The sequence below is a fragment of the Nevskia sp. genome (assembly GCF_021732705.1).
Lineage (GTDB): Bacteria > Pseudomonadota > Gammaproteobacteria > Nevskiales > Nevskiaceae > Nevskia.
Genome location: NZ_JAKFUM010000003.1, coordinates 73658 through 87958, shown reverse-complemented (window position 1 = coordinate 87958; position 14301 = coordinate 73658). Strand labels below are relative to the sequence as shown.

Here is a 14301-nt window from a genome sequence, read left to right as displayed (position 1 = left end):
GCGCCGTGGCGATGTCGGTCGACAGCTGGCGTCGGGCGCGGTGCGCGAGCCTTGTCACCACGCTCGTGCTGATCACCGGCACGACGGTGGCCGCCGTGCCGCAACAGCTGACCTTCCGGCAGCTCGACATCGGCTACCAGCGCTCGCCCGAAGCCGTGACTACGGCGCTTGCGACGGCAACGGTCGCCACCGGCGACATGCGCGTTGGCAGCGAGGCGCTGCTGGCGCGCTCGGTGTTCGTGACGCGCAGCGGCAGCTATGAAGTGCTGCTGGAGCCGGCGAGCGATGACCAGCATCGACGGCTGACCATCCGCCACACGCGCGAAGGCGTCGATGGCGCGGGCCGGCAGACGCGCACCACGGTGGCGAGCGAGCCGCGCGAGATCGAACTCGGCAAGCCCGCGGTCGTGGTGCTGCCGGCGGATGGCCGCTATGCCATCGAGGTCTGCACGGCGGCCATCGGCGTCTGTCCGAACATCGTCGGCGGCAGCGGCAACTGAGCCGGTGCGGCCAGCCGCCTGACGCTCACTCGGCGTCCGGCTGCACGGCCGGGTGGGCGTTGCGGAATGCCGCGAGCTGCGCGCAGGCCGCGTCGATCGCCCGCAACGTCGGATACGGCGTCAGATCAACGCCGAAGCGCTGGGCATTGAAGATCTGCGGCACCAGACAGCAGTCGGCGATCGTCGGGGACTCGCCGTGGCAGAACGTGCCGCGCGTCGACGACGCCGCAAGCTGCGTCTCGAGCGCTTCGAAGCCGAGCGCGATCCAGTGCTGGATCCACTGCGTCTTCGCGTCTTCGCTGACCTTCAGAGTACCGGTCAGATACTTCAGCACCCGCAGGTTGTTCAGCGGGTGAATGTCGCAGGCGATGGTCAGCGCCAACTGCCGCACGGTGGCGCGACCCTCGGCGCTGTCCGGCAGCAGCGGCGGCAGCGGGTGACGTTCGTCGAGGTATTCGAGAATCGCCAGCGACTGGCTGATCTGGAAATCGCCTTCCGCATAGGTCGGCACCAGTGCCTGCGGATTCAGCGCGCGATAGTCCGTGCCGAACTGCTCGCCACCGTTGCGCGTCAGGTGCACCGGCACCAGATGTGGCGCAAGCCCCTTCAGGTTCAGCGCGATGCGCACGCGATACGACGCCGAGCTGCGGAAATAGGTGTGGAGCGTGCGTTCCATGATCGGGACCGGTGACGAGGCAATGAACGGAAGGCCGATGATGCCGCCGAACGGCCAAGCGCGGGCAGCGGCCCTGTCAGCCACCCAACTCAGCGTTCAGATCGGATAGATGATCGAGTTTGGAATCATCTCGCTGTCGTAGATCACCAGCCGCGACGCGAACTTGAAGCCGGCCGGCGTGCGGACGATCTCGTCGAGCGTGCGGCCGGCGTTGAACACGGTCGACAGCGCGGACAGCTTGGTGCGGATCACCGCGTAGTTCGCTTCGGCGTGAATGCGATCGCCGTCGAGCTTGCGGATCACCGGCGTGCCGACGATGTGGCGCTGGTAGTACGGATCGTGGAACAGGGTTTCGCGGATGCCGTAGACGCGGTCCTTCAGCATGCCCTTGCTTTCGAAACGTAGGGTCGCGAGCGGCAGGCCGCGCTCAAAGTTCTCGCGCGGCTGCAGGCGATAGACGCAATCGTCGGTGAAGAATTCCGGCCACAAGTCCCAGTCGCCGGAATCGACGGCGCTGGCGTAGTCGGCGTAGAGTTGGGTCAGCGCGTACCAGTCGTCGAAGCCGAGCGCGCTCATCGTTCGATCACCGCGCGCCAGTAGCGGTACATGCCGCGAATCAGCGTCTCGGTGACCATGTGGTCGGTGTTGCCGACGTCACGGCCGCCGAGTTCGGCCACGGTGCGGTGGCCACGCTTCGCTTCGAAGGTCTGCTGCGAGAATTCGATCACTTCGCCATCGTCGGCCGAGACAAAACCGGCCGGGCCGAACAGGTTGGCTTGCCGCAGCCGGCGCTCGGTCATCTCCGGCGTGTCGTCCTCGAAGCCGAAGTGGGTCCAGACGAAGTCGAAGTGGCCGTGGTCATCCGGCACGATCTGCCGGGTCGAGACACTGTTGACCTGCTGCTGCAGGATCACGCTCGGGAACAGCGTGGTCATCACCGCCGTCGGCCCGTTCCACCAGGGCTCCGGAACGATGTCGAGAAAGCGCGGGTCGTGCAGGCGCATGGTCTGCTTGAAGCTCGACACCTGCGACACTTCCGACACCTTGCCGGCATTGCCGCGCGTCGAAATCATTGCCGCATGGCGGTGGTGGCGGTCCATCACCAGGCGCGATTCGTTGTCGGCGCGCCACAGCCCGAAGGTCACGAACCAGGTGTGCAGCAGGCCCGGGTGATACGGGTCCTTGATGTTCTCCTGCATCAGCTTCCAGTTGCCCGGAATCCGCTGGCGGTTGTAGCCGAGGATGGTCAGGCGCCGGCCGTCGAACAGCCGATCGAAGTAGCGCAGGATGTCGGGCCCGAGGAAATCCTCGAACGGCTCGATGTCGTGATCGAACGACGCGAACACGACCCCGCCGCGGGTGGCGACCTTGAGCCGGGTCAGGCCGTGATCGGCCAGGTTGAAGTCGACCGGCATGCCGCCCTGCGCCACGCCATCGCGCTTCACGCCGTGGCGCATCGGCACGCCGCGCAGGCGGCCATCGAGCGCGTAGTTCCACTGGTGGTACGGGCAAACGAAGGCCTGCGCATTGCCGCTGCGCGCGCGGCAGAACGCGACCCCGCGATGGGCGCAGGCGTTCTCGACCACGTGAATGGCGCCATCGAGCGCCCGCACGAGGATCACCGAGCGTTCGCCGATTTCCGTGCGCTTGTAGTCGCCCGGATTCGGGATTTCCGCTTCCAGCCCGACATAGCACCAGTGCTGCTCGTAGAAGAAGCGCTGCAACTCCCGCGCGTGCAGCGCCGGGTCGTTGTACACCGCGAACGGAATGCGACTGGTGCCGCTTTCCCAGTTCAGCGGCGGGCTTGCGGTCGACACCAGATCGGACAGCGGGATGGACGCGTTCATCGGGCGGTCTCTCGGGCGATCCCGGCGCTTGCTCAGGCCAGCGCCGCAAGCAGCGCGGACAGCTCCGCCGGCATGTCCATCATCAGGCAGTGCCCGCCGGGCAGGCGTTCGAGCTGCCAGCCCGGCTGGCCGTCGATCGCCGCGGCCTGCGCCTGAAACGGGCTCGGCTGCCAGCCATCGGCCGAGATGTAGGTGCGCGGAATCGCCGCGGCGGCACCGGTCAGCAAAGCTGGGTACTGGAACGTGGCGAGCGACTGCGGATTGCACTGGCGTTCCATCCACGCGGTGGTGGCCGGCGTCTGGCCGAACATCGCGCCCGGAATCGGCGGCACCAGTCCGCCGTGCTCGCGCGCCTGATGGAAGTGATGGCGATAGATCGCCGCGACCTCCGGCGGCAGGTTGCGCTGGATGCAGTCGACGAGGGTCTCGCCGTGCGCCGGCACGAAGGCATCGAGATAGACCAGACGCCTGATCTTCGACGCGATGCGATCCGCAGCCGCGGTGATGACCATGCCGCCGTAGGAATGGCCGACGAGAATCACCTCCTCCAGTTCTTCAGCCGCGAACACGCCGAGCGCGTCGAGCGTGTGGGTTTCGAGCGTGATCCGCTCGCCACCGAGGTGACGGCTTTCGCCGTTGCCGGTCAGGGTCGGCGTGAACACGGTGTGGCCGGCGGCACGCAGCGTCCTCGCGACGTCGCGCCAGCACCAGCCGCCATGCCAGGCACCGTGGATCAGGACGTAGGTGGCCATCGCTTTCTCCTCTCGTTCTCATTGCCGTCACGCCCGCGCAGGCGGGAACGACGCTGTGGCTGAAGGCGGGCTCGCCCGACCATCAATTCGCGACGCGTACTTCGATGCTGCCGAGGCCAGCGATGCTGCCGACCATGACATCGCCCGGCTTGACCGGGCCCACGCCTTCCGGCGTGCCGGTCATGATCAGATCGCCCGGTTCCAGAGCCTCGTACATCGACAGCTGTGCGATCGATTCGGCGACCGACCAGATCAGCTTGTCGATGTCCGAGGACTGCCGCGGCTGGCCGTTGACCGTCAGCGCGATCTGCGCGTGTTCGGGATGGCCGATATCGGCCGCGCGGTGGATCGCGCCGATCGGGGCCGACGCGGCGAAAGCCTTGCCAAACTCCCATGGCCGGCCCTTGTCGCGCGCTTCGAGCTGCAGGTCACGGCGCGTCATGTCGAGGCCGATGGCGTAGCCGTAGACGTGGCTCAGCGCGGTCTCGACGCGGATGTCGGCCCCGCCTTTCTCGATCGCCACGACCAGTTCGACCTCGTGATGGAAGTTGTTCGTGCGCGGCGGGTACGGGATGGTCGCCGGCACGCTGGCATCGACCGCGGCCTGCGCCGGCTTCATGAAGAAGAACGGCGCTTCGCGGTCCGGATCGCGCCCCATCTCGCGGGCGTGGGCGGCGTAGTTGCGGCCAACGCAGAAGATGCGATTGACCGGGAAACGGTCGCGGCTGCCGTGAATGGCGAGCGAACGCGGAGCAGGCGGCGGGATGACGTAGGACATGGTCAGGAGGGACGGTGGCGGGATCAGAGCCGCTGTTCGCGCCACAGGCCGAGCGCCTGCTGCATCGGGCGGTCGGAAAAGCTGAACAGCATCGTGTCGCGGTTCGCGCGCAGGCGCAGCGACTGCCACGACGGCACGACGAAGACATCGTTCTCGGCGAAGCGGAACGTCGTCCGCTCGTCGATATACGCCTCGCCGCTGCCTTCGAGGCAGACGTGAACGGTGGCGTCGGTGCTGCGCAGCGGCTGCGTCTCGAAGCCCGCCGGCAGCCATTGCGTGCAGGCGCCGATCGTCGGCATCGGCGAGGCGCCGGTGGCCGGATTGACGTAGCGCAGCTTGTGCGCCAGGTGCGGGTCCGGGTGGCCGGCCGCGGCAATCGCCTGCATCGCGGCACGGGTCTTCGCATGCGGATAGACGAAGACCTTGGTCGGTGCGGCCGGTGCCGGGGCGTAGTCCATCGGCAGCAGGTTCGAGCCGTAGCGGGCCAGCGCATCGCCTTCGGGGCGGATCGCGGTCTGGCTTTCGGCGGCGAGCTTCTCGGCAAAGCCGGCGTCGAAGAAGCGCACGGTCGGGATGTCCAGGCCGTCGAGCCAGACCACCGGCTGATCACCCGGATTGCCGTGATCGTGGAAGGTCCAGGCCGGGGTGATGATGAAATCGCCACGGCGCATCGTCGTGCGTTCGCCGTCGACCGCGGTGTAGGCGCCCTCGCCGTCGAGCACCAGCCGCAACGCGGACTGTGTGTGGCGGTGCGCCGGCGCGACCTCGCCGGGCAGGATCAGCTGCAGCCCCGCGTACAGCGACGGCGTGATGCACGACTGCCCCTGCAGACCGGGGTTCTCGAGAATCAGCACGCGGCGTTCGGCTTCGGCCGCCGTGATCACGCGGCCGGCTTCGAGCACGTGCTCGCGCAGTTCCGCGTAGCGCCAGTGCTGCGCCACCGCCTTCGGTCGCGGCTGCGGCGGCACCAGCGCGCCAAGCACTTCCCACAGCGGCGTCAGGCCGTGCTCGGCAATGCGCGCGTAGTACGCGCGACGGCGTTCGAGCGTGGTGGCGTCGGTGGCGGACAGCGACATGCCGGTGGAATCCCGTCAGCGGAGTGCGCCGATGATTGCCGCAAGCCGGCCATCAGCCAATAGAATTCGATGAATACGAAGCATCACCACTGTGAATGACGCCGGGCACGGGAGAGCGGCCATGCAGTTGAAGGACATCGACCTGAACCTGCTGGTGGTGTTCAACCAGCTGCTGATCGAGCGTCGTGTCTCGCGCGCCGCGGAATCGCTCGGGCTGACCCAGCCCGCGGTCAGCAATGCCCTGGCGCGGCTGCGCCGGCTGCTGGGCGACGAGCTGTTCCTGCGCACGTCCTCCGGCATGGCACCGACGCCGTTCGCCGAGCAGCTGGCGGAGCCGGTGGCCACCGCATTGGGCCTGCTGCACTCGGCGGTGAACCAGCGCGCGCAGTTCGATCCGGCCACCAGCGAGCGCGCGTTCACCATCGGCATGACCGACATCGGCGAGATCTATTTCCTGCCACGGCTGATGGAAGCGCTGGCGCGGGAAGCACCGAAGCTTGCGATCAGCACAGTGCGCAATACGGCGGTGAACCTGCGCGATGCGATGGAGGCCGGTCAGGTCGATCTAGCGCTGGGCCTGCTGCCGCAGCTCAAGGGCGGATTCTTCCAGCGCAAGCTGTTCAGCCAGCGCTATGTCTGCCTGCTGCGCCGCGGCCATCGGCTGGACAAGCGCGCGATCACGCTGAAGGAGTTCTCGTCTGCCGAGCACGTGGTGGTGATGTCGGCCGGCACCGGGCACGGCAAGGTCGACGAGCTGCTCGAGCGCAACGGCGTGGCACGCACCATCCGGCTGCGGCTGCCGCATTTCGTCGCCGTCGGCCACATCCTCGCCGGCAGCGACATGATCGCGACCGTGCCGGAGCGCTTTGCCGACACCGTCTGCGCGCCGTTCGGGCTGGTCAGCGTCCGGCATCCGGCAACGATTCCGGACATCGCGATCAGCCTGTTCTGGCATGCCAAGGCACACCGCGATCCGGCCAACCGCTGGCTGCGCGAGCGCATCCTGGCGCTGCATGCGGTGGCGGCGGACTGAGCGCCCGCGCGACCGCGCGTTACCCCGAGGTTCAGTCGTGCATCGGGTCGTGCATGGGGTCGTGCATCGGGGCGAGATAAGCGCGGGTGTCGTAGTCGAACGCGACGACGCCGTCCTGCTGATGAGCCTCGAAGACCGCGCGCAGCGCGGTCAGCACGGTTTCACGCGCCGGATCGCCGGCCTTCGGCGTGTAGCTCGATGACAGCAGACGGCCGCGCAGGCCGTCGAAATCGAACTGCTGCGTGTAGTCGAAGCGGACCTCGCGCGGCACGGTCGTGCCGAAGAACAGGCTGATCTCGCCGATCGAGGCCTGATGCGGCTGGCCGGCGGCGTAGTCCGGACAGCGGGTCATCAGCAGGTCTTCGTAGGCCTGCGCGAACGGCGTGTCGATGCGGCGGACATTCCAGATCAGCGCCGCCTGCCCGCCTGGCTTCAGGATGCGCTGCGCCTCGCGCCGGGCCTCGGCCGGCACGAACCAGTGATAGGCCTGCGCGGCGGTGATCAGGTCGACGCTGCCGGTATCGAGCCCGGTCGACTCGGCCGTGCCGTCATGGCTACTGAAGCCGGCGTGGCGGCCGAGATCCTGTTCGGCTGAAGCGCGCATCGGCGCATTCGGCTCCACCGCGTGCACGCGCAGGCCGGCGGCGAGCAGATCGCGCGTCAGCAGGCCGGTACCGGAGCCGAGGTCGGCCACCACGGCGCCCGGTGCAAGTGCCGCTTCGTGCATCAGCCATTGCGTCAGCGCCGGCGGGTAGCCGGGGCGAGTGCGACGGTAGTCGTCGACGCGGTCGCCGAAGCGCTCGGTCGGGCGGTAGCGGGCGGGATCGTGCATGGCGACGGGTCCGGAGTGGCCGGCGGTCACCCTGCCCTCGTCCGGGCTGGCGAACCGCCGCAGGTTGTTGGGCGGATGATTGACTGATTGTCACCTGTTTTGACTGAAACCTGACAATCGCCACCATATTTCACGATTGATCCGGAACAAGCCCGCGCGCAATGCGTGGTTTTGTTGAGTTGTTCGATCCGAAGCCATCGCGCAGCATCGACGGTCACGACGCGGGCGAAACGTTCGTTCACTCGCGGGACGCGATCAGTTCCAAGGAGAAGACAGGATGAAGACTTCAAGAATCCGGCTCGCCGCAGCGCTGGCCATGCTCGGGACCGCAGGCGCGGCATCGGCCGCGCCGGTGACCCAGGTGGCGGCCGCCGTCGCCATTCCGAATCAGTACATCGTCGTGCTCGATCGCGCGACGATGGCCGAGCCGGCCCGTCGTCAGGGGCTCGGCGCACTGGTGCAGACGCTGGTGACCCGCGTCGGCGGCGCCGAGATCGTCGCGCAGTACGAACATGCGCTGCTCGGCTTCGCCGCACGCATGACCCGCGTGCAGGCCGACGCGCTGGCCGCGCAGCCGGGCGTGGCCCTGGTCGAGCAGGATCAGGTGATGACGGCGAATGCCGAGACCACGACCCAGACCAATGCGACCTGGGGGCTGGACCGCGTCGACCAGCGCAGCCGCCCGATGGATGGCCTGTACATTTATCCGGCGTCGGCCGGCCTCGGCAGCCATGTCTACGTGATCGATACCGGCCTGAACGCCGCGCATACCGATTTCGCCGGCCGCGTGGCGCCGGGCCAGAACTTCGCCCCGAACAACCGCACGCTGCTCGGGCTGTTCGGTCGCACCGATCCGGAGAACACGACCGACTGCAACGGCCACGGCACGCATGTCGCCGGCACCGCCGTCGGCACGCTGTATGGCGTGGCCAAGCGGGCGACGCTGCATCCGGTGCGCGTGCTCGGCTGCAACGGCAGCGGCACCAATGCCGGCGTCATCGCAGGCGTGGACTGGGTGACGGCGAACCACATTGCCCCGGCCGTGGCCAACATGTCGCTCGGTGGCGGCGCATCGGCAGCGCTCGACACGGCGGTCAGCAATTCGATAGCGGCCGGCGTGGTCTATGCCCTGTCGGCCGGCAACGACAATGCCGATGCCTGCGGCCAGTCGCCGGGCCGCACGCCGGCCGGCATCACCGTCGGCGCGACCGACAATACCGACACCCGCGCGTCGTTCTCGAACTTCGGCAGCTGCGTCGACCTGTTCGGCCCGGGCGTCAGCATCACCTCGGCATCGAGCACCAGCAACTCCGGCACCGTGGTGCTCAGCGGCACTTCGATGTCGTCGCCGCATGTCGCCGGCGCCGCCGCGATCATCCGCGGCGCGAACCCGACGCTGACCCCGGCTGCGGTCACCGACCGCCTGCTGGGCGATGCCACGCTCGGCATCGTCACGTCGCCGGGTGCGGCTTCGCCGAACGTGCTGCTGTACGTCGCGCGCTGAGTCTGGCGGCGGGCAAGGAGGCGCGCTTCGGCGCGCCTTTTTGTTGCGCGTCCCGTTAGTCTTGCAGGCGATGCCGACCTCGATGCCGGCACGCTGACTGTCATGACGAACGAGGGCTCATGGACGTAGCGGCAACGCTGGCGCAGTGCGGACTGTTCGCGGATCTCGACCCGACGGCGCTGGCGCAGCTTACCACCCGGTTCCGCCGGCAGAATGTCGCCGGCGGCGAGTTGCTGTTCGTTGCCGGCGCCCCGGCCGATTGCCTGTACATCGTCGTCACCGGCCGCCTGCGGGCGCTGCGCGCCGATGGCACCGTTGCCGGCGACATCTCGCGACTGGAGCCGATCGGCGAGATCAGCGTGATGACCGACGAGCCGCGCAGCGGCGAGGTCTACGCGCTGCGCGACAGCGTGCTGCTGCGCATCCATCGCGACGACCTGCTCGATTTCATCAAGGCCCATCCATCGGCGATGCTGGCGATCACCCGCGTGCTGATCGGCCGGCTGCGCCAGAACCAGCGACCGGCAGGCGGCAATGCCGTGTCGACCCGTCCCGCGCTGGCGCTGGTGCCGGCTCACCCCGGCATCGCGCTGCGCCGCTTCGCCGAGCGCCTGTCCGACGCGCTGGAGAAGCAGGGCGAGACGCCGACGCTGATCGATGCGGCCGCCGTCGATGACGCCCTCGGCGCCGGGGCCGCGAACACGCCGATCGACGACGACGACGGCAACCAGCGCCTGCTCGACTGGCTGTCGAAACAGGAAGCGCAGGGCCATCGTCTGCTGTACTGCGCGTCGACGCAGCCCAGCGCCTGGAGCGAACGCTGCATGCGTCAGGCCGATCGCGTGCTGATCGTGGCCGACGCCGATTCACGCATGCTCGACAGCCCGGTGCCGTCGATGCTGCGCAACCTGCATCTGCGCACGCCGGTGGAACTGGTGATGCAGGCCGACGGCATTGCCCTCGCCGCCGGCACGCTGCGCGACTGGCGCCAGCACTGCGAGCTCGACGCCCATCACTTCATCCAGCCGTGGCGCAGTGACGATCACGCGCGACTGGCGCGGCTGCTCAGCGGGCGGGCGATCGGCCTCGTGCTCGGCGGTGGCGGTGCGCGCGGCTTCGCGCACATCGGACTGGTGCGGGCGCTGGAAGAAGCGAAGCTGCCGATCGACCTGATCGGCGGCACCAGCATGGGCGCCTTCTTCGGTGCGCTGCTGGCCTGCGGCGCCGACAGCCGCGAACTGCGCCGCGTCGCTGGCGAGACCTTCGTCCAGCAGAACTTCCTGAATGATTTCGTGCTGCCGCGCGTCTCGCTGATCCGCGGCCGGCGCTTCAGCACCCGTCTGCGGGCGATCTTCGGCGAGCGGATGATCGAGGAACTGCCGCTGTCATATTTCTGCGTCAGCACCAATCTCACGCGTGGCGCGGCCGTGGTCCACCGCGAAGGTTCGCTGGCGCTGTGGATCGGTACCAGCATGGCGGTGCCCGGCGTGGCGCCGCCGGTGGTCTGGAACGGTGACCTGCTGGCCGATGGCGCGATCACCAACAGCCTGCCGACCGACATCATGCAGGCCGCCGGCCGAGGACCGATCATCGCGTCCGATGTCTCGACCGAAGGCGGACTGTCGATGCCCGGCGTCGAAGGCCCGGATCCGGAAGCGCTGCTGCGCCGCAGCTCGCGCGATGGCCCGTCGCTGACCCTGGCCGACATCCTGTTTCGCAGCGCGACGCTGACCAGCGAAAGCGGCACCCGCGCGCGCGCCGCGCGCGCCGATCTGTACCTGCGGATGCCGGTCTCCGGCATCGGCCTGTTCGACTGGAAGCGGATCGACGAAGTGATCGAACGCGGCTACCGACAGGCGCAGAAGGCGCTGGCCGGGTTCGACGCCCGCATCGTTCGCTGAGGCTGGCGCAGCACCGCAGCCCGGCGACTCCAGCGTCGGCCGGGCGTGCGCAAGGCCTGCCGGCCTGAGGCCGTCGTCCCGAGTCGGCACCGAGTCAGCACCGAGTCGCACCGTGCCGAACGGCGTCGGTCCAGCGCCCCCGCCCGGCCGCCGTCGTGCGAGGCGGCGCGTTCGCCGTTGCGTCGTACATCGGTCGGGCACAAAAAAACGGCGCCGGACTTTCGTCCGGCGCCGCTGGTTCAGCGACCGCTGGAGGCGGAAGGTCTTACTTCTTGATGACCTTCACCGTCAGCGGCTTGTTCAGGACCTGGAACTCGACGCGACGGTTCTCGGCGCGACCTTCGTCGGTCTTGTTGTCGGCGATCGGCTTGGCTTCGCCGTAACCGACGGCTGCCAGACGCTCGCTGCTGACGCCCTTCTCGATCAGGTAGGCCTTGACCGAGTTGGCGCGGCGCTGCGACAGCGACTTGTTGTAGGCATCGGTGCCGCGCGAGTCGGTGTGACCGCCGATTTCGAGCGTCAGCTTCGGCTGCGAGGTCAGGCCCGGGACGACGGCATCGAGAATGCCCTTCGCTTCCGCAGTCAGCTGGTCCTTGTCGTACTCGAAGTTCACACCGCGGAGGACGATGGTCTGCTCGATGATGCAGCCCTCGGCGTCGACCTTGAAGCCCTTCGGAGTGCCCGGGCACTTGTCGAGGTAATCCGGCACGCCGTCACCATCGGTGTCGAGCGGGCAGCCGTCGGCATCGACCTTGACGCCCTTCGGCGTGTTCGGGCACTTGTCGCGGGTATCCGGCACGCCGTCACCATCGCTGTCGGCCGGCGGAGCCACGACCGGCGGCGGCGGTGGCGGAACCGGGGCAGCCGGCGGCGGCGGCGGAGTGTACGGCTGGCCGAATGCGTACTGGATGCCGAGGCCGAAGCGGGCATCGCCGAGGTTGTCCTCGGTCGGGTAGGCGCCGTTGTTGAACACGTTCAGCCAGCGGGCTTCGGCACGGGCCGACAGGCGATCGGTGATCGCGAACAGCACGCCGCCACCCACGTTCAGGTACGGGTTGATGCTGTCGACGTCGGCGCTGGTGTTCAGCTGCTCGCGCACGCCGCCGGCACCGGCCAGCAGGAACGGGCTGATCGGGCCCTTGACCAGCGGAACGAGAAAATCGATGCCGAGGCCGAACTGGGTGTCGGTCCCTCGGTCGGAGTCGCGGCGCAGCGTGTTGCCGAAGCCGCCGAATTCGATGTTCAGATGCTCAGCGATCGGCTTGCCGTAGAACACGATCGAACCGCCGATTCCGTACTTGGCATCGCGCGAATCATCCGGAAGCACATACGTGCCAAGTACGGCGCCGTATGCGTTCTTCGAGAAGTCAGCGGCCACCACGGCCTGCGACACTCCGAGACCGAGCACGAGCGCAAGAGCGATGTTTCTCATTGCGAAAACTCCTGTTTGTTTTTTGTGTAGGGTAAAACCGTCACAAATTGAATGATAACGTCAAAACGACGCTATCGGGCGCTTCCTGCCCGATCCCGAGCATAAGTGCGGCGTCATGCACAGGCAAACATTGGGCCTGCCGGCGTTCCCCGCCGCGCCGTCGACGACGGCGCTGACGGTCACGGTCGGAGTCATGCGGGGCTCAGCCCCGCAGTTCCTTCCGCAGGATCTTGCCAACATTAGATTTCGGTAATGCGTCGCGGAACTCGATCGCCTTCGGAACCTTGTAGCCGGTCAGATTCCGCTTGCAGTGCTCGCGCAGGGTCTCGGCGTCGAGCGTCTGGTCCTTGCGCACGACGAACACCTTCACCGCTTCGCCGGTCTTCGGATCCGGAATGCCGATGCAGGCGCACTCGAGCACGCCGGGGTGCAACGCGACGACGTTCTCGATCTCGTTCGGGAAGACGTTGAAGCCGGACACCAGGATCATGTCCTTCTTGCGATCGACGATGCGGAAGTAGCCTCGCGCATCGACCGTGGCGATGTCGCCGGTTTTCAGGAAGCCGTCGGCGGTGAACGCTTTCCGGTTCTCGTCCGGCTTGTTCCAGTAGCCGCGCATGACCTGCGGACCGCGCACGCACAACTCGCCGGGCGCGCCGGTGGCGACCTCGTGGCCATCGTCGTCGCGCAGCGAGACCCAGGTCGACGGCATCGGCACGCCGATCGTGCCGTTCCAGTCCGGCTTGTCCATCGGCGAGAAACAGACGGCCGGCGAGGTTTCGGACAGGCCGTAGCCTTCAGTCAGGCCGACCCCGGTGACGGCCTTCCACTGCTCGGCCACGCTCTGCTGGACGGCGGCACCGCCACCGACGGTGAACTTCAGGCCCGAGAAATCGATGCGATCGAAGCCGGGCGTGTGCAGCAGCCCGTTGAACAGCGTGTTCACGCCGGTGAAGGCGGTGAAGCGGCTGCGCGCCAGTTCGGCAACGAAGGCCGGCATGTCGCGCGGGTTGGTGATCAGGATGTTCTTGCCGCCAACATGCAGGAACAGCATGCAATTAACGGTCAGCGCGAAGATGTGGTACAGCGGCAGCGCCGTGATGACGATGTCCGAACCTTCGTCGAGCTTCGGGCCGATCCACGCGTGCATCTGCAGCAGATTGGCAACCATGTTGCCGTGACTCAGCGTCGCGCCCTTCGACAGGCCGGTGGTGCCGCCGGTGTATTGCAGGAAGGCGACATCGTCCTGCGTCAGCTGAACGCGGTGATAGGGCTGGGCGCGGCCGCGGGCCAGCGTCGTGCGGAACGGCACGCTGCCCGGCAGTTTCCACGCCGGCACCAGCTTCCTGACGCGCTTGACCACGAAGTTGGTCAGTGCGCTTTTCGGGAACGGCAGCAGATCGCCGATCTGCGTGGTGATCACCACCTCCAGTGGGGTGGCGGCCAGCACCTGATCCAGCGTGTGGGCGTAGTTCTCGATGATCACGATCGCGCGCGCGCCGGAATCCTTGAGCTGGTGCTCCAGCTCGCGCGGGGTGTACAGCGGGTTGACGTTGACCACGACCAGCCCGGCGCGAACGATGCCGAAGACGGCAACCGGGTACTGCAGCAGGTTCGGCATCATCACCGCGACGCGGTCGCCGATGTTCAGGCCAACGACGTTCTGCAGATACGACGCGAAATCCTGCGACAGGCGGTCGACATCGTCGTAGCTCAGCACCGTGCCCATGTTCTCGAACGCGGGCAGTTCCCGGAACCGTTCGCAGGCGCGGTCGATCACTGCGGCGAGCGATGGAAAAGCCGTCGGATCGATGTCCGATGGAACGCCGGCCATGTACTGATCGAGCCAGACTCGCGGCATCGAGTGATCGTCAACGTCCGCGCGGACTGCGCCGGCCGAGTCTGTCCGCTTCGCCATGATCAATGCCTCTGCCGTCCGCACCGTGAGTGTTCAGCCGTCGTACCAGCGG

At 67.6% G+C, this 14301-nt stretch carries 13 protein-coding genes; 4 read left to right on the top strand and 9 right to left on the bottom strand.

The window, feature by feature from the left end; all coding sequences use genetic code 11:
- The first annotated feature begins 5 nt into the window (after positions 1–5).
- Positions 6–500 carry a hypothetical protein gene (locus QZ951_RS02730; protein ID WP_292998302.1) on the top strand — a complete coding sequence of 165 codons (495 nt, stop codon included), beginning with the start codon at positions 6–8 and terminating at the stop codon, positions 498–500.
- Between the two features lie 25 nt (positions 501–525).
- Here the strand turns inward: QZ951_RS02730 and maiA are convergent, their stop codons facing one another.
- From maiA to gtdA, 6 genes are all read right to left on the bottom strand, one after another.
- Positions 526–1176 (bottom strand): maleylacetoacetate isomerase, encoded by a 651-nt coding sequence (gene maiA / locus QZ951_RS02725; protein ID WP_292998300.1) that lies wholly within the window; start codon positions 1174–1176, stop codon positions 526–528.
- Between the two features lie 96 nt (positions 1177–1272).
- Complete coding sequence (locus tag QZ951_RS02720) at positions 1273–1752, bottom strand: aromatic-ring-hydroxylating dioxygenase subunit beta (protein ID WP_292998298.1); 480 nt, start codon at positions 1750–1752, stop codon at positions 1273–1275.
- The gene (locus tag QZ951_RS02715) at positions 1749–3023 is read right to left on the bottom strand and encodes an aromatic ring-hydroxylating dioxygenase subunit alpha (protein WP_292998296.1); all 1275 of its coding nucleotides are present in this window, start codon (positions 3021–3023) and stop codon (positions 1749–1751) included. Before QZ951_RS02715 ends, QZ951_RS02720 begins: the two co-directional genes overlap by 4 nt.
- A 32-nt stretch (positions 3024–3055) precedes the next feature.
- Positions 3056–3775 (bottom strand): alpha/beta fold hydrolase, encoded by a 720-nt coding sequence (locus tag QZ951_RS02710; protein ID WP_292998294.1) that lies wholly within the window; start codon positions 3773–3775, stop codon positions 3056–3058.
- A gap of 82 nt (positions 3776–3857) precedes the next feature.
- A complete protein-coding gene (locus QZ951_RS02705; RefSeq protein ID WP_292998292.1) occupies positions 3858–4553 on the bottom strand; it encodes a fumarylacetoacetate hydrolase family protein in 696 nt (231 codons plus the stop codon).
- A 23-nt stretch (positions 4554–4576) separates the two neighbouring features.
- Complete coding sequence (gene gtdA / locus QZ951_RS02700; protein ID WP_292998290.1) at positions 4577–5629, bottom strand: gentisate 1,2-dioxygenase; 1053 nt, start codon at positions 5627–5629, stop codon at positions 4577–4579.
- A 121-nt stretch (positions 5630–5750) separates the two neighbouring features.
- Between gtdA and QZ951_RS02695 the strand changes: the two genes are divergently transcribed.
- The gene (locus QZ951_RS02695) at positions 5751–6662 is read left to right on the top strand and encodes a LysR family transcriptional regulator (RefSeq protein ID WP_292998288.1); all 912 of its coding nucleotides are present in this window, start codon (positions 5751–5753) and stop codon (positions 6660–6662) included.
- A 31-nt stretch (positions 6663–6693) separates the two neighbouring features.
- On the opposite strand, the gene QZ951_RS02690 is transcribed toward QZ951_RS02695, so the two are convergent.
- Positions 6694–7494, bottom strand: coding sequence for a methyltransferase domain-containing protein (locus QZ951_RS02690; RefSeq protein WP_292998286.1), 801 nt, complete (start codon positions 7492–7494; stop codon positions 6694–6696).
- A 277-nt stretch (positions 7495–7771) separates the two neighbouring features.
- Between QZ951_RS02690 and QZ951_RS02685 the strand changes: the two genes are divergently transcribed.
- Positions 7772–8998 carry a S8 family peptidase gene (locus QZ951_RS02685; protein ID WP_292998284.1) on the top strand — a complete coding sequence of 409 codons (1227 nt, stop codon included), beginning with the start codon at positions 7772–7774 and terminating at the stop codon, positions 8996–8998.
- A gap of 119 nt (positions 8999–9117) precedes the next feature.
- Positions 9118–10899 (top strand): patatin-like phospholipase family protein, encoded by a 1782-nt coding sequence (locus QZ951_RS02680; protein WP_292998282.1) that lies wholly within the window; start codon positions 9118–9120, stop codon positions 10897–10899.
- Between the two features lie 265 nt (positions 10900–11164).
- Here the strand turns inward: QZ951_RS02680 and QZ951_RS02675 are convergent, their stop codons facing one another.
- Both QZ951_RS02675 and QZ951_RS02670 read right to left on the bottom strand, forming a co-directional pair.
- Positions 11165–12331: an OmpA family protein gene (locus QZ951_RS02675; RefSeq protein WP_292998280.1), complete on the bottom strand. Its 1167-nt coding sequence runs from the start codon at positions 12329–12331 to the stop codon at positions 11165–11167.
- 202 nt (positions 12332–12533) lie between these two features.
- Positions 12534–14192 carry an AMP-binding protein gene (locus QZ951_RS02670; protein ID WP_292998278.1) on the bottom strand — a complete coding sequence of 553 codons (1659 nt, stop codon included), beginning with the start codon at positions 14190–14192 and terminating at the stop codon, positions 12534–12536.
- Positions 14193–14301 lie beyond the last annotated feature (109 nt).